This is a genomic window from Serratia sp. ID 25-353 (assembly GCF_054792795.1).
In genome coordinates, this window is sequence record NZ_CM139236.1 from 4,484,702 (window position 1) to 4,510,309 (window position 25,608).

At 60.4% G+C, this 25,608-nt stretch carries 29 protein-coding genes; 9 read left to right on the forward strand and 20 right to left on the reverse strand.

From position 1 onward, the window contains the following. The first annotated feature begins 3 nt into the window (after positions 1-3). From lptB to npr, 6 genes are all read left to right on the forward strand, one after another. Complete coding sequence (gene lptB, locus ACYF6X_RS21565) at positions 4-729, forward strand: LPS export ABC transporter ATP-binding protein (RefSeq protein ID WP_004937040.1); 726 nt, start codon at positions 4-6, stop codon at positions 727-729. Positions 730-781: 52 nt separating this feature from the next. Next, positions 782-2,215, forward strand: a complete 1,434-nt coding sequence (gene rpoN / locus ACYF6X_RS21570; RefSeq protein WP_107227087.1) for an RNA polymerase factor sigma-54 — start codon at positions 782-784, stop codon at positions 2,213-2,215. A 23-nt stretch (positions 2,216-2,238) separates the two neighbouring features. Next, on the forward strand, positions 2,239-2,526 hold the full coding sequence (gene hpf / locus ACYF6X_RS21575) for a ribosome hibernation promoting factor (protein ID WP_004937038.1): 288 nt from the start codon (positions 2,239-2,241) through the stop codon (positions 2,524-2,526). 155 nt (positions 2,527-2,681) lie between these two features. Next, positions 2,682-3,143 (forward strand): PTS IIA-like nitrogen regulatory protein PtsN, encoded by a 462-nt coding sequence (gene ptsN, locus ACYF6X_RS21580; RefSeq protein ID WP_016930212.1) that lies wholly within the window; start codon positions 2,682-2,684, stop codon positions 3,141-3,143. Positions 3,144-3,272: 129 nt separating this feature from the next. Next, positions 3,273-4,127: an RNase adapter RapZ gene (rapZ, locus tag ACYF6X_RS21585; RefSeq protein ID WP_015379177.1), complete on the forward strand. Its 855-nt coding sequence runs from the start codon at positions 3,273-3,275 to the stop codon at positions 4,125-4,127. Further along, positions 4,124-4,396 (forward strand): PTS phosphocarrier protein NPr, encoded by a 273-nt coding sequence (gene npr / locus ACYF6X_RS21590; RefSeq protein ID WP_004937034.1) that lies wholly within the window; start codon positions 4,124-4,126, stop codon positions 4,394-4,396. Before rapZ ends, npr begins: the two co-directional genes overlap by 4 nt. Before the next feature lie 47 nt (positions 4,397-4,443). On the opposite strand, the gene ACYF6X_RS21595 is transcribed toward npr, so the two are convergent. From ACYF6X_RS21595 to ACYF6X_RS21640, 10 genes are all read right to left on the reverse strand, one after another. Next, a complete protein-coding gene (locus ACYF6X_RS21595) occupies positions 4,444-6,360 on the reverse strand; it encodes a BglG family transcription antiterminator (RefSeq protein ID WP_130017720.1) in 1,917 nt (638 codons plus the stop codon). Positions 6,361-6,411: 51 nt separating this feature from the next. Continuing rightward, on the reverse strand, positions 6,412-7,626 hold the full coding sequence (locus tag ACYF6X_RS21600) for a lactonase family protein (RefSeq protein WP_130017737.1): 1,215 nt from the start codon (positions 7,624-7,626) through the stop codon (positions 6,412-6,414). A gap of 410 nt (positions 7,627-8,036) precedes the next feature. Next, positions 8,037-8,777 carry a 2-dehydro-3-deoxy-phosphogluconate aldolase gene (gene dagF / locus ACYF6X_RS21605; RefSeq protein ID WP_033648993.1) on the reverse strand — a complete coding sequence of 247 codons (741 nt, stop codon included), beginning with the start codon at positions 8,775-8,777 and terminating at the stop codon, positions 8,037-8,039. Then, positions 8,774-9,892 carry a DgaE family pyridoxal phosphate-dependent ammonia lyase gene (locus ACYF6X_RS21610; protein ID WP_063988596.1) on the reverse strand — a complete coding sequence of 373 codons (1,119 nt, stop codon included), beginning with the start codon at positions 9,890-9,892 and terminating at the stop codon, positions 8,774-8,776. Before ACYF6X_RS21610 ends, dagF begins: the two co-directional genes overlap by 4 nt. Next, positions 9,876-11,015, reverse strand: a complete 1,140-nt coding sequence (locus tag ACYF6X_RS21615) for an amidohydrolase/deacetylase family metallohydrolase (RefSeq protein WP_063988595.1) — start codon at positions 11,013-11,015, stop codon at positions 9,876-9,878. Before ACYF6X_RS21615 ends, ACYF6X_RS21610 begins: the two co-directional genes overlap by 17 nt. 63 nt (positions 11,016-11,078) lie before the next feature. Then, on the reverse strand, positions 11,079-11,729 hold the full coding sequence (locus ACYF6X_RS21620; RefSeq protein ID WP_004937013.1) for a DUF4310 family protein: 651 nt from the start codon (positions 11,727-11,729) through the stop codon (positions 11,079-11,081). Positions 11,730-11,740: 11 nt separating this feature from the next. Then, positions 11,741-12,517 (reverse strand): DUF4311 domain-containing protein, encoded by a 777-nt coding sequence (locus ACYF6X_RS21625; RefSeq protein ID WP_004937006.1) that lies wholly within the window; start codon positions 12,515-12,517, stop codon positions 11,741-11,743. A 30-nt stretch (positions 12,518-12,547) separates the two neighbouring features. Further along, positions 12,548-12,844, reverse strand: a complete 297-nt coding sequence (locus ACYF6X_RS21630) for a DUF4312 family protein (protein WP_047729783.1) — start codon at positions 12,842-12,844, stop codon at positions 12,548-12,550. Beyond that, positions 12,844-13,209 (reverse strand): glycine-rich SFCGS family protein, encoded by a 366-nt coding sequence (locus tag ACYF6X_RS21635; RefSeq protein WP_063988593.1) that lies wholly within the window; start codon positions 13,207-13,209, stop codon positions 12,844-12,846. Before ACYF6X_RS21635 ends, ACYF6X_RS21630 begins: the two co-directional genes overlap by 1 nt. A gap of 36 nt (positions 13,210-13,245) precedes the next feature. After that, entirely contained in the window at positions 13,246-13,593 is a 348-nt protein-coding gene (locus ACYF6X_RS21640) for a glycine dehydrogenase (RefSeq protein ID WP_063988592.1), read from the reverse strand. Between the two features lie 423 nt (positions 13,594-14,016). Here ACYF6X_RS21640 and rnk point away from each other — a divergent pair, with 423 nt between their 5' ends. Then, positions 14,017-14,427: a nucleoside diphosphate kinase regulator gene (gene rnk, locus ACYF6X_RS21645; protein WP_004936993.1), complete on the forward strand. Its 411-nt coding sequence runs from the start codon at positions 14,017-14,019 to the stop codon at positions 14,425-14,427. A gap of 37 nt (positions 14,428-14,464) precedes the next feature. On the opposite strand, the gene ACYF6X_RS21650 is transcribed toward rnk, so the two are convergent. Genes ACYF6X_RS21650 through ACYF6X_RS21660 form a run of 3 tightly spaced genes read right to left on the reverse strand, consistent with a single transcriptional unit; the run spans position 14,465 to position 17,578 of the window. Then, positions 14,465-15,253 (reverse strand): sulfite exporter TauE/SafE family protein, encoded by a 789-nt coding sequence (locus tag ACYF6X_RS21650; protein WP_063988591.1) that lies wholly within the window; start codon positions 15,251-15,253, stop codon positions 14,465-14,467. Beyond that, positions 15,246-16,127 (reverse strand): formyltransferase family protein, encoded by an 882-nt coding sequence (locus tag ACYF6X_RS21655; protein WP_063988590.1) that lies wholly within the window; start codon positions 16,125-16,127, stop codon positions 15,246-15,248. Before ACYF6X_RS21655 ends, ACYF6X_RS21650 begins: the two co-directional genes overlap by 8 nt. Then, positions 16,124-17,578, reverse strand: coding sequence for an FAD/NAD(P)-binding protein (locus tag ACYF6X_RS21660; RefSeq protein WP_063988589.1), 1,455 nt, complete (start codon positions 17,576-17,578; stop codon positions 16,124-16,126). The genes ACYF6X_RS21655 and ACYF6X_RS21660 overlap by 4 nt, the downstream gene beginning before the upstream one ends. A gap of 283 nt (positions 17,579-17,861) precedes the next feature. Between ACYF6X_RS21660 and ACYF6X_RS21665 the strand changes: the two genes are divergently transcribed. After that, complete coding sequence (locus ACYF6X_RS21665; RefSeq protein ID WP_130017719.1) at positions 17,862-18,644, forward strand: AraC family transcriptional regulator; 783 nt, start codon at positions 17,862-17,864, stop codon at positions 18,642-18,644. A 4-nt stretch (positions 18,645-18,648) separates the two neighbouring features. Here ACYF6X_RS21665 and cybC read toward each other — a convergent pair whose 3' ends face one another. Both cybC and pmbA read right to left on the reverse strand, forming a co-directional pair. Continuing rightward, entirely contained in the window at positions 18,649-19,035 is a 387-nt protein-coding gene (cybC, locus tag ACYF6X_RS21670; RefSeq protein ID WP_130017718.1) for a cytochrome b562, read from the reverse strand. Between the two features lie 138 nt (positions 19,036-19,173). Next, positions 19,174-20,514, reverse strand: coding sequence for a metalloprotease PmbA (gene pmbA / locus ACYF6X_RS21675; protein ID WP_063988587.1), 1,341 nt, complete (start codon positions 20,512-20,514; stop codon positions 19,174-19,176). 179 nt (positions 20,515-20,693) lie between these two features. Here pmbA and yjgA point away from each other — a divergent pair, with 179 nt between their 5' ends. After that, a complete protein-coding gene (gene yjgA / locus ACYF6X_RS21680; protein WP_004936968.1) occupies positions 20,694-21,242 on the forward strand; it encodes a ribosome biogenesis factor YjgA in 549 nt (182 codons plus the stop codon). A gap of 30 nt (positions 21,243-21,272) precedes the next feature. Here the strand turns inward: yjgA and ACYF6X_RS21685 are convergent, their stop codons facing one another. The 5 genes from ACYF6X_RS21685 to aaeX form a co-directional block, all read right to left on the reverse strand. Further along, positions 21,273-21,572 carry a barstar family protein gene (locus tag ACYF6X_RS21685; protein ID WP_004936963.1) on the reverse strand — a complete coding sequence of 100 codons (300 nt, stop codon included), beginning with the start codon at positions 21,570-21,572 and terminating at the stop codon, positions 21,273-21,275. Positions 21,573-21,577: 5 nt separating this feature from the next. Further along, positions 21,578-22,045 carry a ribonuclease gene (locus ACYF6X_RS21690; protein WP_063988586.1) on the reverse strand — a complete coding sequence of 156 codons (468 nt, stop codon included), beginning with the start codon at positions 22,043-22,045 and terminating at the stop codon, positions 21,578-21,580. 280 nt (positions 22,046-22,325) lie between these two features. Beyond that, a complete protein-coding gene (gene aaeB, locus ACYF6X_RS21695) occupies positions 22,326-24,293 on the reverse strand; it encodes a p-hydroxybenzoic acid efflux pump subunit AaeB (RefSeq protein ID WP_063988585.1) in 1,968 nt (655 codons plus the stop codon). After that, complete coding sequence (aaeA, locus tag ACYF6X_RS21700; RefSeq protein WP_063988584.1) at positions 24,293-25,228, reverse strand: p-hydroxybenzoic acid efflux pump subunit AaeA; 936 nt, start codon at positions 25,226-25,228, stop codon at positions 24,293-24,295. Before aaeA ends, aaeB begins: the two co-directional genes overlap by 1 nt. Positions 25,229-25,235: 7 nt before the next feature. Next, positions 25,236-25,439, reverse strand: coding sequence for a p-hydroxybenzoic acid efflux pump operon protein AaeX (gene aaeX / locus ACYF6X_RS21705; protein ID WP_004936952.1), 204 nt, complete (start codon positions 25,437-25,439; stop codon positions 25,236-25,238). Positions 25,440-25,608: the final 169 nt, after the last annotated feature.

Here is a 25,608-nt window from a genome sequence, read left to right on the forward strand (position 1 = left end):
CTTATGGCAACACTCATCGCAGAAAACCTGGCGAAAGCCTACAAGGGCCGTAAAGTTGTCGAAGACGTCAGCCTGAAAGTGAAATCCGGCGAGATCGTCGGCCTGCTCGGGCCGAACGGCGCCGGTAAAACCACCACCTTCTACATGGTGGTCGGCATCGTGCCACGCGACGCCGGGCGCATCGTGATCGACGAAGAAGACATCAGCCTGCTGCCACTGCACGCCCGCGCGCGCCGCGGCATCGGCTATCTGCCGCAGGAAGCGTCGATCTTCCGCCGCCTGAGCGTGTACGACAACCTGATGGCGGTGCTGGAGATCCGTCCCGATCTCACCAGCGAACAGCGCGAAGACCGCGCCAAAGAGCTGATGGAAGAGTTCCACATCTCCCATCTGCGCGACAGCCTCGGCCAGGCGCTGTCCGGTGGTGAACGCCGCCGCGTCGAAATCGCCCGCGCGCTGGCGGCCAACCCGAAATTCATTCTGCTGGACGAACCCTTCGCCGGGGTGGATCCGATTTCCGTTATCGACATCAAAAAAATCATCGAGCACCTGCGTGACAGCGGCCTGGGCGTGCTGATCACCGACCACAACGTGCGCGAGACGCTGGACGTATGTGAACGCGCCTACATCGTCAGCCAGGGCAAACTGATTGCCCACGGCACGCCGGATGCTATTCTGGCCGACGAGCAGGTAAAACGCGTTTATCTGGGCGAAGAGTTCCGCCTCTAAGCGCCGGCGCGCCCTGCGGGGCGACACCGTTAACGGAAGTAGACAGAAAACTATGAAGCAAGGTTTGCAACTCAGGCTCAGCCAACAGCTGGCCATGACTCCTCAGCTCCAGCAGGCGATCCGCCTGCTGCAGTTGTCCACGCTTGAGCTTCAGCAAGAGATCCAGCTGGCGCTGGAGAGCAATCCGCTGCTTGAACAGACCGATCTGCACGACGAAATCGACGCCAAAGAAACCCAGGAAACCGAGGGGCTCGATACCCGCGAGGCGCTGGAACAGAAAGACATGCCGGAAGAGCTGCCGCTGGACGCCACCTGGGATGAGATCTACACCGCCGGCACGCCGTCCGGCACCGGCACCGACTACAGCGACGACGAGCTGCCGGTCTATCAGGGCGAGACCACCCAAACGCTGCAGGATTACCTGATGTGGCAGGTAGATCTGACGCCGTTTTCCGATACCGACGCCGCCATCGCCACCTCCATCGTCGACGCGGTGGACGACACCGGCTATCTCACCGTGCCGCTGGAAGACATTCTGGAAAGCCTGGGCGACGAGAACGTGACCCTTGAAGAAGTCGAGGCGGTGTTGAAGCGCGTGCAGCGTTTCGATCCGATCGGCGTCGCCGCGCGCGATCTGCGCGATTGCCTGCTGGTGCAGCTCTCCCAATACGCCAAAGACACCCCTTATCTGGCCGAAGCGCGGCTGATCATCAGCGAGCATCTGGATCTGTTGGCCAACCACGACTTTCGCAGCCTGATGCGATCAACCCGGCTAAAAGAAGATACACTGAAAGAAGCGATGCTGCTGATTCAGTCGCTCGATCCGCGCCCGGGGCAGTCGATCAATACCGGCGAATCGGAATACGTGATCCCGGACGTGCTGGTGCGCAAGACGCAGAACACGTGGACGGTCGAGCTCAACGGCGACAGCGTGCCGCGTTTGAAGATCAATCAGCAGTACGCCGCGCTGGGCAACAGCGCCCGCAGCGAAGCCGACGGCCAGTTCATCCGCAGCAACCTGCAGGAAGCCAAGTGGTTGATTAAAAGCCTGGAAAGCCGCAACGAGACGCTGCTGAAGGTCACCCGCTGCATCGTCAGCCAACAGCAGGCGTTCTTCGAGCAAGGCGAAGAGTTTATGAAACCCATGGTGCTGGCGGATATCGCCCAGGCCGTGGAGATGCATGAATCGACGATCTCGCGCGTCACCACGCAGAAGTTTTTGCACAGCCCGCGCGGCATCTTCGAATTGAAATATTTCTTCTCCAGCCACGTGAATACCGACAGCGGCGGCGAAGCCTCCTCGACGGCGATCCGCGCGTTGGTGAAGAAATTGATTGCGGCGGAAAACCCCGCCAAACCACTCAGCGACAGCAAGCTGGCCACCTTGCTCTCCGATCAGGGGATCATCGTGGCGCGGCGCACCGTCGCCAAGTACCGAGAGTCTTTGTCCATCCCGCCGTCGAACCAGCGTAAACAGTTGGTTTGACCTCTATTGAGAAGGAAGACACTATGCAGCTCAACATTACCGGACACCACATCGAAATCACCGATCCGTTGCGCGAGTTCGTGAACAACAAGTTCGCCAAACTCGAACAGTATTTTGATCGCATCAATCAGGTGTATGTTGTATTAAGTGTGGAAAAAGTGCAGCAAATTGCGGAAGCAACGGTGCACGTGAATGGAGGCGAGTTGCACGCCACCTCGGAAGACGAGAATATGTATGCCGCAATTGATACGCTGATCGACAAATTGGCACGTCAATTGAACAAACATAAAGACAAATTGAAGCAACACTGACACCCTAACCCATTCCATGAGGTTGCATCTGTCGCAGCCTCGCCCTTCGGCGCGTGACCCGCATGGGTGACGCGCCGAACGGTAATCAGGGTTAAAACCGACGAAAAACCGCCTTGCCGGGTGCGCCCGGCGGCGCGGTTTTAAGTGAAGATGAGATGAACAACGAATATATGCAATTAAGCTCGGTGTTAAACATCGAGTGCACCAAAAGCTCGGTACACTGCACCAGCAAGAAGCGGGCTTTGGAAATTATCAGCGAACTGGCCGCCAAACAGCTCAATCTGCCTTCGCAGGTGGTGTTTGACGCGGTTCTCACCCGGGAACGCATGGGCAGCACCGGTATCGGCAACGGTATCGCCATTCCCCACGGCAAACTGGAAGAGGACACACTGCGGGCCGTTGGCGTGTTTATCCGTCTCGACCAACCCATCGCTTTCGACGCTATCGACAACCAGCCGGTCGACCTGCTGTTCGCGCTGCTGGTGCCTGCCGATCAGTGCAAAACCCATTTGCATACCCTGTCGCTGGTCGCCAAACGCCTGGCCGACAAAACCGTATGCCGCCGCCTGCGCGCCGCGCAGAGCGACGAAGAGCTTTACCAAATCATCACCGAGTGATGCCCGGCCGGCGTGACTTCCAGCCCGGATAACGATACTGTTTCACGATGATGGATCCGGCTGCGGCCGGAATAACAAAGTTTCCACCGGTGGCGATGAACGCCGCCGCGATGCCAGGGGAGTTGCCACATGGTGCTGATGATTGTCAGCGGCCGTTCCGGTTCCGGAAAATCCGTCGCCTTGCGGGCGCTGGAAGACATGGGTTTTTACTGCGTTGACAACCTGCCGGTGGTGCTGCTGCCGCAGCTCGCCAACACGCTGGCGGAACGCAATATCTCCGCGGCGGTCAGCATCGACGTGCGCAACATGCCGGAATCGCCGGAAGTGTTCGAATACGCGATGACTCAGCTGCCGGACAGCTTCTCGCCGCAGCTACTGTTCCTCGACGCCGATCGCAATACGCTGATCCGCCGTTACAGCGACACCCGCCGCCTGCACCCGCTCTCCAGCAAAAACCTGTCGCTGGAAAGCGCCATCGACGAAGAGAGCGATCTGCTCGAACCGCTGCGCTCGCGGGCTGACCTGATTATCGACACCTCGGAAATGTCGGTGCACGAGCTGGCCGAAATGCTGCGCACCCGCCTGCTGGGCAAGCGCGAGCGCGAACTGACCATGGTGTTCGAATCCTTCGGCTTCAAGCACGGCATCCCGATCGATGCCGACTACGTGTTCGACGTGCGCTTCCTGCCGAACCCGCACTGGGATCCAAAGCTGCGGCCGATGACCGGTCTGGACAAGCCGGTCGCGTCGTTCCTCGATCGCCATACCGAAGTGCACAACTTCATCTACCAGACCCGCAGCTACCTGGAGCAATGGCTGCCGATGCTGGAAACCAACAACCGCAGCTACCTGACGGTCGCCATCGGCTGTACCGGCGGTAAACACCGCTCGGTGTACGTGGCGGAACAGCTGGCCGATTACTTCCGCTCGCGCGGCAAGAACGTGCAGTCGCGCCATCGCACGCTGGAAAAGCGCAAACAATGACGGTCAAACAAACGGTTGAAATCAAAAACAAGCTGGGCATGCACGCGCGCCCGGCGATGAAACTGTTCGAGCTGGTGCAAAGCTTCGACGCCGAAGTGATGCTGCGCAACGAAAGCGGCACCGAAGCCGAAGCCAGCAGCGTCATCGCGCTGCTGATGCTGGATTCCGCCCAGGGCCGACATATCGAAGTCGAAGCGACCGGCCCCGACGAAGTCAACGCGCTGGCGGCAGTGGTCGAGCTGTTCAACTCCGGGTTTGATGAAGATTAGCCGCTGAGGGCGCGCCTTTGCGCCCAATCCCCCATATCCTCTCCCCCTCAACTCCGGCTCAGGCAGTCCAGCGCCACCGCTTTAAAGCTGTCGAAGCTGTCGCTGCCCAGCAGGCGGCTCATTGAGCGTTCACGCACGAAGGTGACGAACAGCTCGTAGATCGCCATCGCCTCTTCATAGTCGCTCTTGCTGATCGCCAGCAGGAAAATCACGTGCGCGACCTCGCCTTCTCCCCAGGCGACGCCCTGCGGCGCCAGCAGCGTCACCACCACAGTCTTTTTGGCCAGCAGCCCCAGCGAGTGCGGCAGCGCGATGCCCTCGCCCAGCAGCGTGGAAACGATCGCCTCGCGTTCGACCACCGACGGATAAAAGTCCGCGCCGACATACCCTTCCCGCTCCAGCTGGCCGCACACCCGGCTGAACAGCTCCGCCTGCGTCAGCGGCTCGTTGAGCACCATGAAATGCTCGGCGTCGAAGAACTTCTCCAGCATGTACGGTCTGGTGCGATCCACCAGCACCAGCTTGCCCAGTTGCTCCAGCTGGTAATCGGTCGGGAACGGCGACATCACCACCACCGGCTTGTTCTTTTCGCCGATGCGGGCGTTGGAAATCACGAAGTCTTCGTCGATATGCGCAAGCATCTCGTAATCGCGCAGCGAGATGATGCGCGTCATCACCAACTGCGGATACTTGCGCGCAATCTGCGCCTGGATCATGCGCACCGTCGAGTTGCCGGTATCGCACACCAGCATCACCTGCGGGTGGCGTTCATAACCGATGTTGTAATGCCGCTCCAGCCCCACGCCGATGTGCAGCACCAGATAGCCGATTTCGTTCTCGCTCAGGGTATAGGGGGTGTATTTGCCCCAGCTGGAGACCGCCGCCAGGGTCACGTCGTAAGCCATCGGATAGTGCTGCTTGATGTTGGCCAGCAGCGGATTGGGGATATTGATCTGGTATTTCACCCGCGTAATCATGGTCTTGATATGGGTGAGCAGATCGGCCCGCAGCTGCTCGTCGCCCTGCAGGTTGTAGTTATAGTGTGCGTTGATGTAGGACAGGATGTAGTCCACCAGCGCTTCTTCATCGTCGGCGTTGATCTCGGTCGGCTGCACGTCCTGCACGCGCCGCGCGGCAATATTGACCCGCAGATAGGCCTCTTCGGCCATCGAGATCTCTTTGCCGGAGGCCGAACGCAGCTCCGTCGCCAGGCGGGTCGACACCTGACGTACCGCGTCGTCGCCGTCTTCCACCTCGAAGTCCGGCAGCGGATAGCCGTCGTTGATGCGCCGCAGCGCCACCGCGCAGTAGAAGATCAGGTACTGCTCGCCCTCGTCGGTCAGGCGAATGGCATATTGCGACAGCAGCGGGTGCAGCAATCCGGCGAATGCCGCTACCTGCGGCTGAAGCAGGATCTCGTTGTTGAGCAGCGGGTTCTCGGCGTCGGCCAGCTGCAGCTGGAACAGCAAATCGGTGAGGCAGGCGCGGATCGCCATCTCCGCGCCGAACAGCTTCATGCCGTAGCGCGGCTTGGTTTCGATCGTCAATTGATAGTGCGCCAGGCGCTCTCTCACCTCAGCCATGTCGTTTTGCAACGTACCGCGACTGACGAACCACTCGTCGGCCAGATCTTCCAGTTTGAGGGAGAAGGCTGAGGTCAAAAAACGCACCAGCAGATAATGCACTCGCTCCTGCGCGCTGCGCGGGGTGGCGTGCTTGCGGCGCTCCTGATGCTGCAGGGCGCTGAACAACGCGGCGTTATCGACCTGCAGGCGATAGCCGGCCCCGCGGTTATGCACGAAACGCGCGCCGTATTTGTCCAGAATCTCGTTCAGCGCAGTGATGTCCGCCCGCACCGTGCGGGTGGACACGGCGAAACGCTTCGCCAGCTCATCCTGCGGCAAAGTCTCGGTTTGCAAAGCATCGAACAAGTAAGCCAAACGCGGGTAAGGAAATCGCACCATTCTGTGTCCGTCAATCAGGCAACCCGCCCGGTGAACCGGGCGGGCCACGGGTTACTTCGGCGGCGGCAGGAACGCCATTTGCGAGGGGCTGCCGATCGGCAGATAGCCGTCCACAAAGCTGAGTTTGCCGTCCGTCGGGTTTACGCTGAAGCGGGTGACGTTATCGCTGCGCTGGTTCAACGCATACAGATAGCGGCCATCCGGGCTCAGCGCCAGCGAACGCGGGTAATCGCCACGCGTCCAGGTTTCCGCCACCGGCCTCAACTCACCGCCGGCGCCCACGCTGAACTGGGCAATACTGTTATGCAGCCGGTTAGCGACGTACAACGTGTCGCCGTTCTTGCTGAGCGCCAGCCCCGCAGCGAAGCTGGTCCCCTGATAGTCGGCGGGCAGCGCGGAAACCGCATGCAGTTGTTTCAGAGTACCTTTTTGGCGATCAAAACGGTAGCTGGTCAACGTCGAGGCCTCTTCGTTCACCAGCAGCACGGTTTCGCCGTCCGGATGGAACACAAAGTGACGCGGCCCCGCGCCGGCGGAAGAGGCGGCGATCCACGGCGGATCGTTCGGCGTCAGCCGGCCGCTCACGGCGTCAAAGCGCCATTGGTAGATGCGATCCAACCCCAGATCGGTGGAGAACACGAACTTGCCGCTCGGATCGCTGGCGATCATATGGGCATGCGGGCCGTTGTGATCGCTGATGGCGAAGCTGCCGTTCACCGCCGCCGCCGGTTTGGCCGCGCCCGCCGGGCCCTGCTGTTGCTGCACCGAGCTGGCGGCGCCCAGGCTGCCGTCCGCTTCGATCGGGAAAGCCGCCACGCTGCCGCTGACGTAGTTCGCCACCAGCAGATGGCGCCCGTCCGGCGTCGATGAGAGATACACCGGCCCCGCCCCCTGCGAATCCACCTGGTTGAGCTGCGTCAGGCCGCCGTCGGCCGGATTGACCCGGTAAGCGGTGATGCCGCCGTGTTTGCCGCCGTTGAAATCGGCCACTTCGCTGGCGACATACAGCGTCTTGCCATCGACGCCCAGCGTCAACTGCGCCGGATTCGGCACTTTGCTGACCAGCGTAGTGTGGCTCAGCGCGCCGCTGGCCGGATCGACCTGCACCCGGTAAACGCCTTCGCCGTTGGGATTGTAGGTGCCGATATAGGCGAAATGAGATGACGTGGAATTCATTGCATCCTCAGCATGCAGCGCCGGGCCGGTCACGGCCAGCAGCGCCAGGAACAACGCGGTGCGTCGGGTTGGAACCTGCCAGTTTCGCATAGTAATCCTCAGTATATATCCGTCATCTTTCAAGCCGCAGCGTTGTTGGCTACGCAGTTACTCGGCCCATCCATGGGCCTCACCCCTTCGGGGCCGCTGCAAGCAGCGTTTAAATCTGCTCCCGGCAGATTTTTCACCCCAGTCACTTACTTAAGTAAGCTCCTGGGGCTCCTACGCTTGCCGCCTAGCTGCAACTTGAAAGCTATAGACTATAGGTAACGGCGGCGCGGCATGCCGCGCCACGGGAAAACCTTCGCCTCCCAGCGTTATCCCGTCATACTTGAAGTTGCTTCTGTGTTGGCTGCAAGCACTCCCCCAGTCACTTACTTAAGTAAGCTCCTGGGGACTCATGCTCTTGCCGCCGGGAAGCAACTCCAATTATTTAGGGCATACCTCATCCCATTGCGCGTTCAGCCCACCAGCTTTTTGGTCATCGCCAGCAGGGTTTTCACGTCCTGCGGACGCGTGTCGCCGCTGGCGGCGTCAATGATCGAGCTGTAGATATGCGGGATCACGCGTTTCACGCCGGCCGCCAGGGCGATCTCGACGATCGGCTCGTAGTTCTCCAGATCGATGCCGCCGGTCGGCTCCAGCATAAAGTCATGCTCGGCGCAGGCCTTGGCTACGTACTGGTATTCGTCCTTGCACTTCAGACCGCCCATCGGGAAATACTTGATGGAGCTGCCGCCCATGTCCTTCAACAAGGCGATGGCGGTTTCCACCGGCACGATGCCGTCCGGCGCTGCGGCGCTCAATGGGCCGGTAGAGATCTTCACCCAGCCGACGCGCCCGGTTGGCGACACCAGGCCGTTGACCACGCTGTCGTTCTGGCCCAGCAGCGCGCGGCTGGCGCCGACGCCGGTAAACACCTGGTTAACGTGCTGCGGCTGCACCTGCTGAGCGATCAGGCTGACCATCGCCGACTGCTTCGGATCGCCGGCGCCCAGGCCGACCGAGAGCGCGTTTTCAATCAGGCGCGCATAGCGCAGCATATCGGTCACCGCGCTGTCGACGTCCGGGTAGTTCTTGGAGAGCACGCCCACCAGCACATGGCCTTCCGCCGCGGCGTAGATGTCCTGCGCGTTGGCTTTGGAGCCGGCCAGCACGTTCAGGCAGACGCGGTCGCGATAGTAGTTAGGCTGTAGCTTCATGCTTGTTTCTCCGTAAACAGGTTTTTGATACAGCTAAAAACGGTCATCAGCTGTTGCTCGTCGACGCTGCGCACGTCGACCTCAATCTTGCCCTCGTTGGCCTTGTAGCCGCGGAAGTAGATGGCGATGTCGCCGGTTTTCAGCGCCTGGACGATGTCATAGGTCGACCGCCCCAGCACCGCCTCGTCGAAGGCGATCTCGGCGCGGGCGATATCACGGCCGGCGCTGTCCCAGACGGTCTTGGCGCTGACGCCGGTCAGGGTGTTGAGGCTGTCGAGGAACGGCGTCATCCGCTCCACCATCTGTTGCCCGGTGGTTTTCTCAAGCGTCAGATAGCTTTCAATCGCCTGCGTCAGGCCGAGGATGCCCTCTTTGCCGACCTTCATCGCCCGACCGATACCGCCGGACTGCAGCTTCACCCACTCGACGTACTGTTTCTTGCCGATAACCAGGCCGCTGGTCGGCCCTTCGATGGCTTTGGCGCCGCTGTAGATCACCAGATCGGCCCCCATCTGGTAGTAACACATCAGATCTTCTTCTGCCGCGGCGTCGACGATCAGCGGCAGGTTATGCTTGCGCGCCACCACTGCCGCCTGTTCGACGGACAAAATGCTTTTCTGCACGCAGTGGTGCGATTTGACGTACAGGATCGCCGCCGTCTGCGGCGTGATGCAGGCTTCAATCTGCTCCGGCGAACATTCGTTGGCGTAGCCCGCCTCCACCACTTTGCCGCCGCCCAGCGCCACCATGGTGTCCACCGGTGCGCCGAAGTTGACGTTGTGCCCGCGCGGCAACACGATCTCGCGCGGCACGGCGATCGGCGCCGAGTGCAGGTTCACCAGCAGATTGGCGTTATCTTTGACGATCACTGCCGCCACCGACTGGGCAATGCCCGCCGAGGCGCAGGAAACGATCACCGCGTCCTCCACGTTGAGCAGGTCGGCGATATAGGCGCCGGTCTTGTTGACCAGATCCTTGATTTCGAAATAGTGATTCAGACCGTAGTCAACGGCGTCGATCACGTCCTGGCGCGGCGTGGAAACGCCGAGAATAGTCATGCGGCCGGAGGTGTTGATCACCTGCTTCAAACCGTATTTTTCATAAATCGAAGACATGGGCTGCCTCCCCTTGTTCGGTTAATAGGATTTCCCCGGCCACCACCGCGGCCAGCGGCACCAACAGCTGTTCGCCCTCGGCGGTTTGCCCTTCGGCGTCGGCAAACACCTGCGGTTCGCGGCGCAGTTCAAACAGCGTGAAATCGGCGTCATAGCCCGGCTCCAGCCGCCCTTTGCCGCTGAGTTGCAGCGCCGACGCGGCGTTCTCCGTGACGCAGGTGATCACCTGCGGCAGCGTCAGGCCGACGCTGAAGAATTTGGACATCACCGTCGCCAGGCTGTGCACCGGCCCGTTCATGCGGTTGCGGCAGTAAATATCGGAGCTGATGGTATGCGGCAAAATACCCAGCGTGATCGCCTGGCGCGCCACCTCGAAGCTGAAGCTGGCGGTGCCGTGCCCCACGTCGAGCAACACGCCGCGCCGCAGCGCGCGCTGGATCGACTCGCGCAGCGTCCCCGCCGGCGTCAGAATGCGGTTCGGTTTGCCGTTGTAGCAGTGGGTGATGATGTCGCCACGGGTCAACAGATCGGCGATCTCGTCCAGATTCGGCGGGTTGTTGCCGATATGCACCATCAGCGGCAGCTGGCGGTTTTCTCGTTGGATCTCTTTGGCCAACACCAGCGGCCGGGTGCCGTTCTTGCCCACTACGCTGCTGCTCATGCGCGCCTTGATGCCGATGATGAAGCCGGGATGGTTGGCGATGGCCTGGCCGGCCTCGCGCTTGTCGATGTCAGTCAACTCCGCCAGCTCGTTCTGCCGCAGCAGGCCAATGCGCGAGATGTTGAGGAAGGCGAACACGTTGGTTTTGGCGCTGCGCGTCAGCTGATAAAAGGCGTCGATATCGTCGGCGCCGGTGCTGCCGGCATCGACCACGCTGGTGACGCCGCTGGCGACACCGACCCGATCCGGCTCGTCATGGTAAATCGGCGATTCGGGATAGCAGTGCACGTGCGCATCGATCCAACCGGCGCTCAGGCGGCAGTTGCCCGCCAGATCCAGTTGGCGAACGGCGCTGACGTCCGCCGCCAACCGCCCCACCGAGGCTATTTTGCCGTCTTTCACCGCCAGATCGATCAGCGTGTCGTCCGCCAGTCTGGCGCCTCTGATTACTAAGTCATACATACCGCATTGCTCCTGTTAGCCCGGGCGCCACCGCAGCATCGGGCGGCGCCTGGCGCAGGCCTCTTAAGAAATGGCTACCGGGAAGATCGCCCCCAGGATCATCGCGCCGAGGATCGCTCCGCCGGTGATCGGTTTACCCCAGATATAGAACAGCAGCGCGCCGAGCAGCGAACCGATGCCGATCGGGATCGAGGCGGTCATCGCCGACAGGATGATCAACGGTCCGAGGAAGCGGCCCGACGAGTTGCCCGCCCCCATCATCACGTCCGCCCCGTAGGTGGAGTTGCTCTGATTGATGGTGAATTTGCGCGCCAGGATGATCACGTAACCGATCGCCAGGCCGATGATCAGGCCGGTGGCCAGCGAAGCGGCGAAGTTGGCGACCGGGAACACGATGCCGGCCCCCAAAAGCAGCGCCGGTACGCCCAGCCCGACGCCGGTCTGGATCGCGCCACCGATGTCCAGGATGCCCACCAGCGAGCCTTCGATGATGCGCGCGAACAGGAAGCTGGCGCCGAACGCCGCCACCGCGCCGTACACGCCGGTATCCATCCCCGCTCGCAGCATGGAAACGAAGGCCACTTCGTTAAAGGCGCCGATGCCGTACAGGTAGTACATGTGCGTCCCGGCGAACACGCCGGAGGACAGCAGACCAACAAAAATCGGGAATGACCAGTCGGCGTACCAGAAGCCTTTTTGGGTTTGCTCTTCCATCATCCCGCTCCTTATTTACCGCTCAGGGTATTGTGAATGGCGTCCAGCCAGCCCGGCACGCCGAGACTGAAGGACTCGAGAACTTTCATGTCGAAGCCGCGGAAGAAGCCGCTCAGCACGAACAGCAGCACGATCACCGCCATCATGATCTTGGTGATCTTGTTCCAGCCGCTCTCTTCCACGCCTTTGCCGATCAGAATACCCAGCACCAGGCCCGGTACGGCGTTGCCCATGATCAGCTGCGCCAGGCCGCCGAAAATGGTGCCCCAGAAACCGGAACGGCGCCCGGCGTCGATCGCCGCCAGCCAGAAGATCACCGGCATCACGGTGTTCACCAGCAAGTTGGCCGCCGGCACCAGCACCTTGATCGCGGTGACCTGCAGCGCGGCAGGCACGGCGGAAGCGGTGGTATTGAGGAACGCCACCACCAGCATGCCGATGATGCCGCAGGCAATAGCCATTTTTTTCGGATCGTGCAGCGTTTGCGCCAGATTGCGGTTCTTGACCATCAGGGCCGCCGCGCCCCAGTGCGGGATGATGCGGTGGTCGACGTCCTGCGTGAAGGAACCCGCCGCCACGGAAGATGCCCAGGCGTTGAAGAAGAAGCCCAGACCGAATGAGAAGTGGGAAGCCGGATCGCCCTCGCAGGAATTCAGCTCGCCCAAGGTACGAAATGCCCCCATGCCCTGTGTTGTCGGTGCGTGGAACATGCGTGCGGCGCCGGCCCCTACGCCGACCCCCACCAGCCCACCGATAATAATCGATTTAAATAAGATGATTAAAAACATCAGTATACCCTTTCATTTATGCTAACGTTTTTATTTCGTGACGAAGACAACCTTCTCGGTATTGATAATGGTTACGTTCACGGTTATTTCCAGAGAAACGGCATAGCGCTTTCTTTCACGCGGTAAAAAGAAGAAAAGAAATTTCTCTTTAGTTATTTTCTCTTCCGCTTTCACCACGCTGACGTCCTGCGGCTCGATACGCAGCAGAATATTGTTGGTGGACTTTAATACCGCGCCCTGCACATTAGCCAAGGCGGAAGCAAAAGCTTTCGCTTTGCTGTCGCCTTTACCCTCCACCTTTACCGATGTGGTATATTGCTCTTTCATTATGGATTGCCATGTTTTTTGACGTAGGCTTCCACCAGTTTCTGGCCCAGCTCTTCTTTATCCATAAAGCCGAAGCCCAGCACGTTGCAGCCTTCGTTAATTGCCGTCACGCCCTCTTCCACCGAACGCATGCCGTATTTGGCCTTGTAGCCGTGTTTGGTTTGCGCGGTAATCGCGCCGGCGCCGCCGCTGCCGCAAAAAGAGATGCCCAGCTGCGCGTTTTCCGCTTTCATGACGTCGCCCAGCTTCATGTCCGCCGCAACGCCGGGGATGACCACCGCTTTTCCGCCTGCATTTTCAACGCCTTGTCCGACTTTTTGCCCTTTACCCAGACGATCGCCGATCACTACGGTAATTTGACCCATGGTATATTCTCCTGATTGAAATCGATGCGTTAACCGCTATGCGTTATTATCTTTCGCCACTTCGAAGTGCACTGACAGCAAATAGGCTTCTTCGATAGGCAATGTGCCAAACTGATTCACCACGCGCTCCGCCATTTGCATGGATTCGGCGGAGATTTCGTCGAACAACGATTTATCCACCTCCGGCAACGGCTCACCGGTTATTGAACGCAGCACCATGGCGCGAATATGCGATTCCAGCATCTGTTGCTGCACCGCATTGGTATAAATATTTTCAGCATTCAGCATCGCGGTAATATCCGCCAACACCCGAGCGGTGATCGCTCCGGCTTCGCTGACATCGGATTGTTCAATTTCTTTTATCGAAGCAGATCCATCATTCACTTTTCAGTACCCCTAGATCCCACATTAATCAGTAAGCCGTAAAGCGCATCACCTGAATAACCCGCTTTCTGTGATGTCTTTACCCTACCCCCGGTAGGATTTTCTGTGTAGACCGGTTTTTTCCAGTTCGAAGTGGAAATCGAATGACGTACGGGGATCCATTTCGCAAAACGGCGCTGCGGTGAAAAAGCCAATGAGATAACAAATAGATAACCGGACTAACCGTTTTTTTTGCCACGATTGACGATAAAAGCCTTCGTGATCGGGATCTCTTTCTTTTCTCGTCCCAACCGCCTACTATCAATGGGACAAATCGACATTACCCACACCCCCGCTCCTCTGGCGCGGGGGTGTTGCTTTGTGTTGTTTTTCCGAATTTATGGGTGCACAGACTGGCACCCTTTGATTTGACTGGAGAGTGGAATGACCAAACCCATCATTACTATTAATGAGCTGGATGCGGAACGCCTGGATGCGCTATTGGAACAACCGGCCTTTGCCAACACCGACGTCGCCGCCGCGCTGAACGACGAGTTGGATCGCGCGGAAATCCTGCCGCCGGAGAAAATGCCGGCCAACGTGGTGACCATGAACAGCCGCGTGCGTTTTCGCGATCTGCACACCGATGAAGAGCACGTGCGCACGCTGGTTTACCCGGCATCGCTGAAAGACAGCCACGATCAGCTGTCGGTGATGGCGCCGCTGGGCGCAGCGCTGCTCGGCATGCACGTCGGCAAGCAGATCTCCTGGCAATTGCCGAACGGTGAAGAAGCGCGGATTGAAGTGCTGGAATTGCTGTACCAGCCGGAAGCGGCGGGCGAATACCACCGTTAAGCGGTTCTCAGGGCGGCATCCGGCCGCCCTTTCTGTCTCAGACGCAGATAGCGATCAGCACGGCGATCAGCAGCAGCACGTAGATTTTGGCATGCAGCGCATCGCTCACCTTAGGCAAACAGCGCCGGGCAAACACGATCCCCGCAATCCCCGCGACCACCAGCAACCCCAGAATGTTCAGATTGACGTAGCCCAGATACTGCGGCCCGCTCATCTCGCGCCACCCCAACACGATATACATCAGCGCCCCGATCACCGCCACCGGGATCGACAGCGGGTTGGCGGCGCTGACGCAATATTTCATGTCATAGCCATGACGACGCAGCAGCGGCACGGTCATCACGCTGCCGCCCACCCCCAGCAGGGTCGCGATGCCGCCGATCAGCGGCCCGCCGCCCCACAGCGTAACGGGGGACAATTCGGCGCGCGCCGGTTTGACCAGGAAACCCCGGCGGAACAGACAGTCGGCGATGGTCACTGCCATATAGACCACAAACAGCCCGCGGATCACGCCGTCCGCCAGCAGCGAAGAGGCGAACGCGCCCAGCGCCGCGCCGATGCCGATGAAAAAGATCAGCGGCACGATGGTTTCGCGCAGCAGGTTGCCGCTGCGCCAGTTGGTCAGCGTGGCGTAACTCGCGTTGAGGATCATCACCGCCGTCGAGGTCGCCACCGCGATATGCATCGCCTGGCCGGGCTGCTCGCCCGACGCGGAGATCAAGTGATAGACGAAAGGCACCACCACAAAGCCGCCGCCGAAGCCGAACAGAATGGTGGTGATGCCGGTCAGAAAACCGGCACCCAGTACAATCAAGGTTTCAATCATGGCCGTGCGCCCGCACGAAGTCGTCGAACCCGGCGCAGAACTGCCCCGCCAGCGGGTGGAAGCGATCGCCGACGAACAGCGCCAGATACTGCTCGCGCACGGCGTCATGGTCCACCAGCTCAATGCCCGCCTGTTCTGCCTGCGCCAGCGTCTGCGCGTCCGGGAAGCCCCAGTAGCGCGAATCGCCCTGCTTTTCCGCCGCTATCGCTTCGCTGCGCTCCGCCCGCATCAGCTGACGCGCCAGGAAGGTGCCGCTTTGCACGCCCAACAGCATCATGTTTTCCAGGAACGACAGATCGTGACGCAGCTCGGCGGGCAGGCGGGCGAGCACTGGGCCGGCGTCCCAGTGCTCATCCATTTCATGCAGCGTTACCGCACAGTCTCTGTCACCGTTCATCATCGCGCGGAACAACGTCATCACCCCGCGATAGCGCGGCAAATCCCCCGGATGCAGGTTCCACAGCAGCTTGCCGCGTCGGCTGAAGGCGCGCACATAGTCGGCGGAAAATTTCTGATAACAGCGCAGGGAGATCACCCCATCCATATGCCCCAGGCTGCTGATAAACGCAGCGTCATTGATGTCGAGAACGCGATGCGCTTTGACCCCGGCGGCGGCCAGGAACAGGGCCGGCGGCTGATAGACGCCCGCGCAGGCGGCGGCGTTGCGGCCCACGAACGGAAACACGAAATCGTTCAGCACTTCGCGCTCATACAGCCCCAGGCGGCGAACCGCCGGCTCCTGCGTGTGCCCGGCGCTTTTCGCCAAGGGGAAATACACCGTAAAGGCACACTCACCTTTCAGGGCGGCGATCAGATCCTGGCACACCAGCCAGGAGAAAATGTCGTTGCCGACAAAGAGCGCTACGTTTTTCATACTTCAGCCTTCTTTGCGTTGAAAATAGGGTTGTTAAACACGATCTTGCTGATATCCCGCGTGATGGACTCCATCGCCGAGGTGTAAAACAGGTCGCCCTTGGCGGGCGCGCCGAGCGAGTAGAGGTGCTGTTCACGGCCGCGTCGGTCGGCGATTTTCAGCGTGTGCGGGTTGCACTTCACGCCGCCGAACAGGTTCTCCTGCACCAGTCCGTCTTGCAGCAGTTGATGGCTCAGGCGGTTGGGCGGCAGTTGATAAGAAGGCGTGGTGCAGTTGAACAGATACTGCGCGTGCACCCGCGTCTCATGGCAACGAAGGATAAACCCGTCCGTCCCCTTACTGATATCCGCCAGGCCGCCGCAGGCGCGCAAGCGCTGGCTCTCCAGCGCCGCCACGATCTTGTGGGCGTTCTTGATCGGCATGGCGTGCCGATTGCGCATCCAGGAGGAGTTGTAAAAACGCATGAAAACCTGCCGGTTGTTGGCATCCATCTTGACCCAGGCGGCGCACACCGCCGGGTGGATCGCCGCCAGATAGCTGCAAATATGCTCCCGGGCAAAACGCGCGCGATCGAGGCTGTCCGCCAGATCGCGGTAGCAATCGCGTCTTTCCCCCAGCGCTGAGAACACCGTCAGCCGCTCCGGCCCTGGATAGTGGCGCGCCAGCGCAGCATTGATCGCATGCACCAGCTGTTGCGCGTCAATAAAATCGCTGCCGGCGACAAAGCGCCGCAGCGCCTCAACAAACGCCTCCGGCGGCGGACGCATCAGCGCCGGCTGCACGCTGGGGAACAGGCCCGAGCGCGACAGGGCGCAGATGTCGGTCGCCCCCAGGCGTTCCATCAGCTCAACGATGGCATCAATCGCCGTCAGGCTGCAGCCGATCACGCCGATGGTCGAGTATGGGTTGATCGGCGGCAGATCCTGGTGGGCCTGATAAGCGATCACGCCATCCACCGGATAGAGACATTCCGGCGGGTTGTGCCCCGAACACAGCACCAGCGCATTCATCTGTTCGGCGCCGCCACAGGTGGTGGTCAGCCGGTAGCCGGCTTCTAGCGGCGCGATGGCATTCACTTCGGCGGTCACGAAATTCAGCGCTACGTTACTGTCCGCCGCCATATAAATCGTCATGTCGCGAATAAAATCGAGATATTCCCGATACAGCCAGCGCGGCGGATAACGATCCTGGCAAAACTGCGGGAAATGCATGGCGATCCAATCAACGAAGTGCGTATCGTCGAAAATATCCGCCGACATGTTTTCCGGCGTCATATTTAATATATGACTGTCAAAATCGCTGCTGTATGCCATACCGCCCTTGAAGCCCTGTTTGTCGAACACCGTCAGGGAAAGCGGCCTTTTGCAATGATTAACCGACTTATTTTTTATAAAGTTATACGCAAAAGCGATCCCGGCGGCTCCGCCGCCAACCACACCGAACTTATACATGAAATATCACCTTATAGTCATTGAACTGCGCTAAGAACTATTGCTTCAGGTGTTAGAATAAAAAGACGCTTTATTCCTTATTAACTTCTTGTATTGCGAGAACGAAAACCTTCGTCCCATCCTGGTGTGAAAACTCGCACGGGCTTCATGACCGATAAAATAGCGGTGCCCCGAACAAGCATTATTTTTCTGCCCCGATAGTAGGGCGGCGGCCGTTGGCTTGCTTTATATGAAAGGCCAACTATCATTGCGTTTCGGCCAATCTGCCCGCCAAAGGGAACACATGCGCAACGTCCGCATTGATGACATCGACCACGTAACGCGCGCGGTGATCGCCATCGGCACCGATTATCCACCGGGCCACCTGCTGCCGATGCACAGCCACCGGCGCGCGCAGTTGCTGTACGGCGCCACCGGCGTCATGCACGTTTTCACCCAGCAAGGCAATTGGGTCGTCCCGCCGCAGCATGCGGTCTGGCTGCCGCCGCAGATGCCACACGCGGTGAGAATGGTCGGCGTCACCACCCGCAGCCTGTACCTCGAACCCGGCGCGTTGCCCGCCGAACGGCCGCAGGTATGCCAGGTGGTCAGCGTCACGCCGCTGATGCGCCAGCTGTTGATGGCGGCGGTGGATATGCCGCTGGAGTATGAACAAGAGGGGCGCGACGGAGCGCTGGCAACGCTGCTGCTGCATGAGCTGGCCCGGTTGCAACCCTTGCCGTTGCACATCCCGCTGCCCGCCGATCATCGGCTGGGCGAACTGTGCCACGCCTTTTTGCAGCACCCCGACGCCCATGATTCCGCGCAGCGATGGGCCCCTCGGCTGTACATGAGCATTCGCACCTTCAGCCGCTTCTTTCGCGCGCAGACCGGCCTGCCGTTTTCACAATGGCGCCAGCGCGCCTGCGTGGTGCTGGCGTTGGCGCTGCTGGCCGAAGGGCGCAGCGTAACGCAGGTGGCGATGGAGATGGGATATGACAGCAGCGCGGCGTTTTCAACCATGTTTCGCCGCGTGCTGGGGCAGGCGCCCTCCTCCTATCTGACGGAAGACGGGCGCGACGGTTGACGGATTAGCGGAATTTCTTGTGGTTGGCGTCGCGGGTTTGCTTGAAGCCCTGCGCCAGCTGCTTCGCTTCGGCGACTTTGCCCTGGTTGGCCAGCGCCAGCGCCTGATCGATCTGGCCGATCAGGGTATCCAACCCGCTGCGGAAATCTTTCATCTCCGGGCTGTCGGTGGCTTTGTCTTCCAGCTTCGGCGGGGTGCCCTGCTTGGCATCCTGCGCGGCGGCGCGCATGTTTTGCAGGCTCTGTGTGAGGGTAGCGGCCGAATCGGTATTCAGCACCGTTTTGTAGTTTTCCGCCAGGGTGTCCATATCGTCGCCCAGATCGGCGGCGGCCGCCAGCGAACTGGCTGCCAGCAGCGTCAACGCCGCCAGCGCTTTCAGGGTATTCTGCATGTTTGCTCACCTTCCAGTTATTGTTTTAATTAACCCACCGTTACCATAGGCAAGGCCGGGCAAAACCGAAACCGGAGATTTGTAAGCAAGGTTAAGACGGGATAACGCGCGACCGGCGGGCGCCGGCCGCGCAGGGGATCACTGGCCGGCGATCTTCATTTCTGGCAGCAGCACCGACCCGCACTGGATATTGCTGCGGGTTTCGATATCGCTGCCGACGCTGACGATGTTGCGCAGCATGTCTTTCAGGTTGCCGGCGATGGTGATCTCGCTGACCGGATATTGGATCTCGCCGTTTTCTACCCAGAAACCGGCGGCGCCGCGCGAGTAATCGCCGGTGACGCCGCTGACGCCCTGGCCCATCAGCTCGGTGACCACCAGGCCGGTGCCAAGCTGTTTCAACATGCCGGCGAAGTCCGCGCCCTGCCCTGCAATGCGCCAGTTATGGATGCCGCCGGCATGGCCGGTGCTGTGCAGGCCCAGCTTGCGCGCCGAGTAGCTGGTCATCAGCCAGGTTTGCAGCACGCCATCCTTGACGATATCGCGCCGCTGGGTGCGCACGCCCTCGCTGTCGAACGGCGTCGATGCCAGCCCTTTCAGCAGGTGCGGATGCTCTTCGACGGTCAGCCACTCCGGCAGAATCTGCTTGCCGAGCGAGTCCAGCAGGAAAGTGGATTTTCGGTAAACGCTGCTGCCGCTGATGGCGCCCACCAGATGGCCGAACAGCCCGGTGGCGACCTCGGAGGCGAACAGCACCGGCGCCTTCATGGTCGACAGTTTGCGCGGCGCGAGACGCGCCAGCGTGCGGCGGGCGCACTCCTGCCCCACCCACTCAGGGCTTTGCAGATCGCCCATCGCACGGCCGATGGTGTAAGCGTAATCCCGCTCCATGTCACCGTCCTGCTCCGCAATGACGCAGCTGGACAGCGAGTGGCGGCTGGAACAGTAGCTTTGCAGCATGCCGTGACTGTTGCCGAACACCTTGATGCCATAATGGCTGTTGAAGCTGCCGCCTTCGGTGTTGGTAATGCGCTTGTCCGCCGCCAGCGAAGCCTGCTCGGCGCGCGCCGCCAGCTCGATGCCGCGCTCGGCGTCCAGCTCGGTCGGGTGGAACAGATCGAGATCCGGCGCCTCGAACGCCAGCAGATCTTTCTCCGCCGGGCCGGCGCAGGGATCTTCTGAGGTGTAGCGCGCGATGTCCAGCGCCGCCTGCACGGTGCGGGCGATGGCGTCCGGGCTGAGATCGGTGGAAGAGGCGCTGCCTTTGCGCTGACGGTGATACACGGTGATGCCCAGCGCGCCATCGCTGTTGAACTCGACGTTTTCCACCTCGCCGAAGCGGGTGCTGACGCTGATGCCGGTCGATTTGGTGACCGCGACTTCCGCCGCGTCGGAACCGGCGCGGGCCAGCTCCAGCGCCTGAGAAACGGCCTGTTCCAGCGCCTTGCGCTGTTCTGCAACTTGGGTGACTACTTTCATCAATCTGCCATAATTAATCAGAAAATCGTTGAGAAAAGTGCCGGAGCGGCGTAGTTGTGCACGCGGGGCGGCGCGCAAAAATCCTGAGATCTCTGCCGTTGAGTCTAACAGGAACCGCGTTGAATTTCGCATAAAGCCGGCAACCTGTTAGGATTAGCCTCTTTTTAACGGAGCCTACCATGAACAAACAGCCTGAAGACTGGCTCGACGATGTCCCGGAGAATGAAAACGAGGACGATGACGAGATTATCTGGGTCAGTAAAAGTGAGATTAAACGTGATGCCGAAGCGCTGAAAGACCTGGGGGCCGAAATGGTCGATCTGGGCAAAAACGCGCTGGACCGCATTCCGTTGGACGAAGATCTGCGCGCCGCCATCGAGCTGGCGCAGAAGATCAAGAAAGAGGGCCGTCGCCGTCAGCTGCAGCTGATCGGCAAGATGCTGCGCGCCCGCGATATCGAGCCGATCCAGACCGCGCTCGACAAGCTGAAAAACCGCCATAACCAGCAGGTTTCGCTGTTCCATAAACTGGAAGCGCTGCGCGACCGTCTGGTCGAAGAAGGCGATGACGTGATTCCATCGATCCTGGATCTGTATCCGGCCGCCGATCGCCAACAGCTGCGTTCACTGGTGCGCAACGCGCAGAAAGAGAAGGCCGCCAACAAGCCGCCTAAGGCTTACCGCCAGATCTTCCAATACCTGCGCGAGCTGGCCGAAGCGGCCGACTAAGCGCCGCCGCCATCCCGGGATGAAGCCGTTTCATCCCCGGTGATGGGCCGGCTCGCCGCTGCTTTCGCGGATATTGAAGCGCAGGCTGCCTTCCAGCTCTTCTTCCGCCTCTTCAAACAGCAGAATGATCGCGCCGAAACGACGCTTGCTGCGGGCATTCAGGTGAGTGAACTCGATTTCCACCGGCAGGCCGATATCGCCGGTCACCACGTCCCACAGCGCGTCGAGGTTGGCGCCGAACCCCTCGTCCAGCGCAAACTTGTGCGCGAAATCGCGGTAGAAGGTCGGCACATCCTGGATCTGTTCAAAATCAAACTCTACTTTTGCCATCAAACTCACTCCACACGAATGAAGTTTTTGTAATGGTCGCGCGTGACGAAGATCAGACCGTCGCTCGAATACAGCAGGCGATCGGCGCCGCGCCGGCCACACTGGTAATTGATGTCCGCTTCGCGCCAGACTCGGCCGCCGGCGCTCGGCAGTTGCCCTTCACGGTTAGAGAATCGATCGCCGCCAATCGCCTTGCCCGGCAATACCGCACAGAGGTTGCCTGAACGCGGGTCCCAACCCTGCTCGCGCGCCTGCTTCTTGGTGACGTAATAGTCCGGCAGCCGCTGATGCTGCTGCAGGTAACTCACCACCGTTTGCTGCTGCGTAAGCCGATCGATGCTCTGCTGCTGCCCCGCCGGCGCCTGCACCACCGCCGGGTTGCCGCCAATCGCCCGGTGCTCGTTGCCGCGCAGCGCGCTGAAGACGGCGATGACCACGGCGATGACAATCGCCAACAGAATCCGCTTGTTCATGGCATTCCCTGAAATTATGCCGCCGAAGGCGCCGCAGCTCCCCCAGGCTAGTTAGGTATATAGTCGACCTGGATGAAACTAATATGACCGGCACGTCACGTTTTCGCGGCGGCGAGAGTTTCATCCATTCATGACAATGATGCCACTTTCCAGCCGTTCTGGCACTCGGAGTCTCTCTGAAAACGGGCCGCCTCTTATGAGACGGCCCGCCGTACCAGGCGCTGCTTTCAGTATAGTCGGGGAAGGCGCTGCGCAACGCGGCGCAACAGACGGGAACGCATCAATCGATCAAGGCGTGGCGATAGCGATGCAGCATGTCGGCCAGGCGTTTCACCGGCCCGGTGACGCTGAGCGGCGCCTGATTGTCCACCAGCTTCTGCTGGTACTCATTCATCTCACCCAGCAAGCGATCGTAGTAATAGGCGCGCTTGACGTCGTTCTTGGCGGAAACCACCCGATCGGCGGTGCTGCGGATCTGGCGGTGGAAGGCCGACAGCTCTTCGCTGACCGGAATTTCCGCCCGCTGCATGCGCTGGTGGGCGATGATCAGGTTCAGCGCCAGGCGATATTTGGCGATGTCGTTCGGAAACATCATCAGCAGCTGGTTAAGCTGCTGATACAGCGCAGGCAGGTGGTTTTGCCGACGGCGCGCCGCCTTGGTGGTCAGCGCCGACACCGCGCTGCTGACGAACTGGTTGAGCAACGTGCGGCCGGTGCGCTCGCGCGAATTGTCGCGGATCAGCAGCAGCACCATCAGCCCGACGCAGCTGCCGAGGAACTGACCGAGCGCCCCGTCGAGAAACTGGGTGACGTTGAACTCCATCGGGTTGCTCAGCACCAGAATGTTGATCGTCCCCGCCAACAGCCCCAGCGAACCGAGCCGCCGCTTCTGCACCTCGATGCCGATGAAAAACGCCAGCAGGCCGAGGCTGAGACACAGCAGCAAAATGCTCTGCTGCGTCGCCGGCAGGATCACCATGAAGAACAGGGAACCGACCGGGATCGCCGCCAGCATGCCCAGCACGAAATCCATCGCCACCATGCGCGGCGCCGGGGTGCGCATCGCCAGCGAGGTGATCACCGCGATGATCACCATAAAACCGCTGCCGGACGTCCAGCCGGTCCACAGCCACAGCAGGCTGCCGAACGCCGTCGCCACAAAGGTGCGCAGGCCGTTGATCATCGCGTGATGCCCTTCCGCCGAGGTCGGCTTGACCACGGTTTCAGTGCTCAACACGCCCTCTTCCACCGCGCTGATGCTGCCGTTGGTGTGTACGCCCTTCGACAGCAGCAGGTAGCGCGTCGCCGCGCCGACCCAGCCGGTGAGGGTCGGCAGCGTTTCCTCGGAGCGATGCGTGGTCAGCACCTGGCGCAACAGCTTCATGCGCTTGTGGATCTCCTGCGGGTTTTCCGCCGGCACCATCAGTTGCTCCCGCAGGCTCGCTTGCAGCGCATCCGGGTGATTCAGCAGGATCAGATAGGTTTCGCAAGCCTGGGTGATCAGCGTCAGCGACAGGGTATGCAGCGCTTTTACCCGGCGGTTGACCTTCTGCCAGCGCGAGGACTCCATCATCAGGTTGTTGCGCATGCCATCCAGCGCCGTAGTGCTCTTGACCAGATTGCTCCAGGCGCGGTCAATATCCTCTTTGTCGGCGTTGCTGATGCACATCTGCATCAGCCGGTATTGATCCACCAGCAACTGATCCACCGCCCGATCGATGTCCTGCTTGATCGAACGCGGCGAGAACAGCAGATCCGCCAACACGGCGCTGACGATGCCCAGCACGATCTCGCTGCAACGCTCGATGGCGAACTGCGGCGCTTCCAGCAGATGAGACTCGCTGGTGGCAACCGTCACGATGATGATCAGCGCGGTATACCCGGCCAGCCCCCAGGCATAGGAGTTCTCCACCTTGATCAGCGAAGAGAGCCAGGTGCAGAAACCGGCCCAGATGCAGCACAGCAGCAGCATCACCACCGGCGCGCGGGCGGTGGTGATGATAATGAGCAGGCCGACGAAGCACCCGATAAAGGTGCCGATGATGCGCAGCCAACCGCGGTGGCGGATGGCGCCGGAGAAGGGTTCACCGCCGGCGGCAAAGGCCGGGCCGGCGGCGACGATGGCGGCGGTCATCGCCGACCAGCGCGGAGTTTCCAGGTTGAGATGGAAGCCGACGAACAGCGCAAACACAATCGCGAAGCTGAGTTTGAAGGCAAATCTCAGCCGGATAAAGGTTGGGCTACTCATTAGCCGAACTCACGCAGCCGGTGCATCAGGCGCACAAAAGGCGAGCCGCTGTCGGCATTGCGATCGTTCTTGCCGACGATCACCACGGTGGCGGTGGTACCGGCCGGGTACGGATGCTGTTGGTCCTTGGCGTCCAGCAGGATCTTCACCGGCACGCGCTGCGCCAGGCGCACCCACTCCAGGTTGCTGTCGATCGAGGCCAATCCTTTGTTGTTAACCGTGCTGCTGCTGTTGTTTACCGCCGCCGCCACGCTGTCGACGGTGCCATGCATGATGCGATTGCTGCCGAGCGGGGTGATCTCCGCGCGGTCGCCCTTATTCAGGCCGGTCAGCTTGGTTTCTTCCAGATAGGCCAGGATGTAGAAGGAGTCTTTCTTCACCAGCGCCACCGCCACCGAGCCGCGGGTGATGTATTCGCCGGCGTGGACGTTGAGGTTGGTGATCCAGCCATCGGCCGGGGCACGCACCGTGGTGCGCTCCAGATCCAGCTGCGCCAGCTCACGCGCCGCCACGGCCTTCGCCAGCTGGTGCTGCACGGTCTGCAGCGAGTTGTTCGACTGGTCGATTTCTTCCTGCGACATCGCCTGCACGCCCAACTTCACGCGGCGGCCGGCCTCACGCCGTTTTTCCGCCGCCAGCGTTTGATAGTAGGCGACGTCGGCACCGGCCTCCGCCAGCGCCTGCTCATAGCGCGGCCGATCGACCACGAACAGCACCTGCCCTTTCTTCACCAGTTGGTTGTCCACCACCGGCACGTCGGTCAGCAGGCCACTGACGTCCGGCGCGATCGCCACCACGTCGGCGGTGAACTTGGCGTCACGCGTCCACGGCGACTCGGTGTAGAACACCCAGGCCTTGAACACCGCAACGATGCCCAGCAGCACAAGAATCAAAGTGATCGCGATTCGGGTTATTTTTATCGAAAAATTTTTCACAGCGACCTCAAACAAAAAGACATGAAATCAGATAAAACAAGCAGCAATACAGCGCGGTATTAAACAGCGCCGGATGCCAGACAAAATCGTAAATCCCCGTCGGCTGCAGCAGGCGGCGCAAGAGAAAAAACAGCGCCAGCGACACCAGCAGCTCGAAAAACACCGGCGGAAACGACAGTCCGAAGATGACCATAACCGGAAGCAAACTCATCAATTTTTCCTTATTGTTCACTGCGCCGGGGAAAGACACATCTCGCCATTCACATTCTCTTTACATTTTAGCGTGCGCGCGCCACAAATCTTGACCAGACAGCTTGTCCAGGTCACGAACCCGAAAAAAGGTTAAACTTTGGGGCAGACGTCCACGACAGGGATTGCGA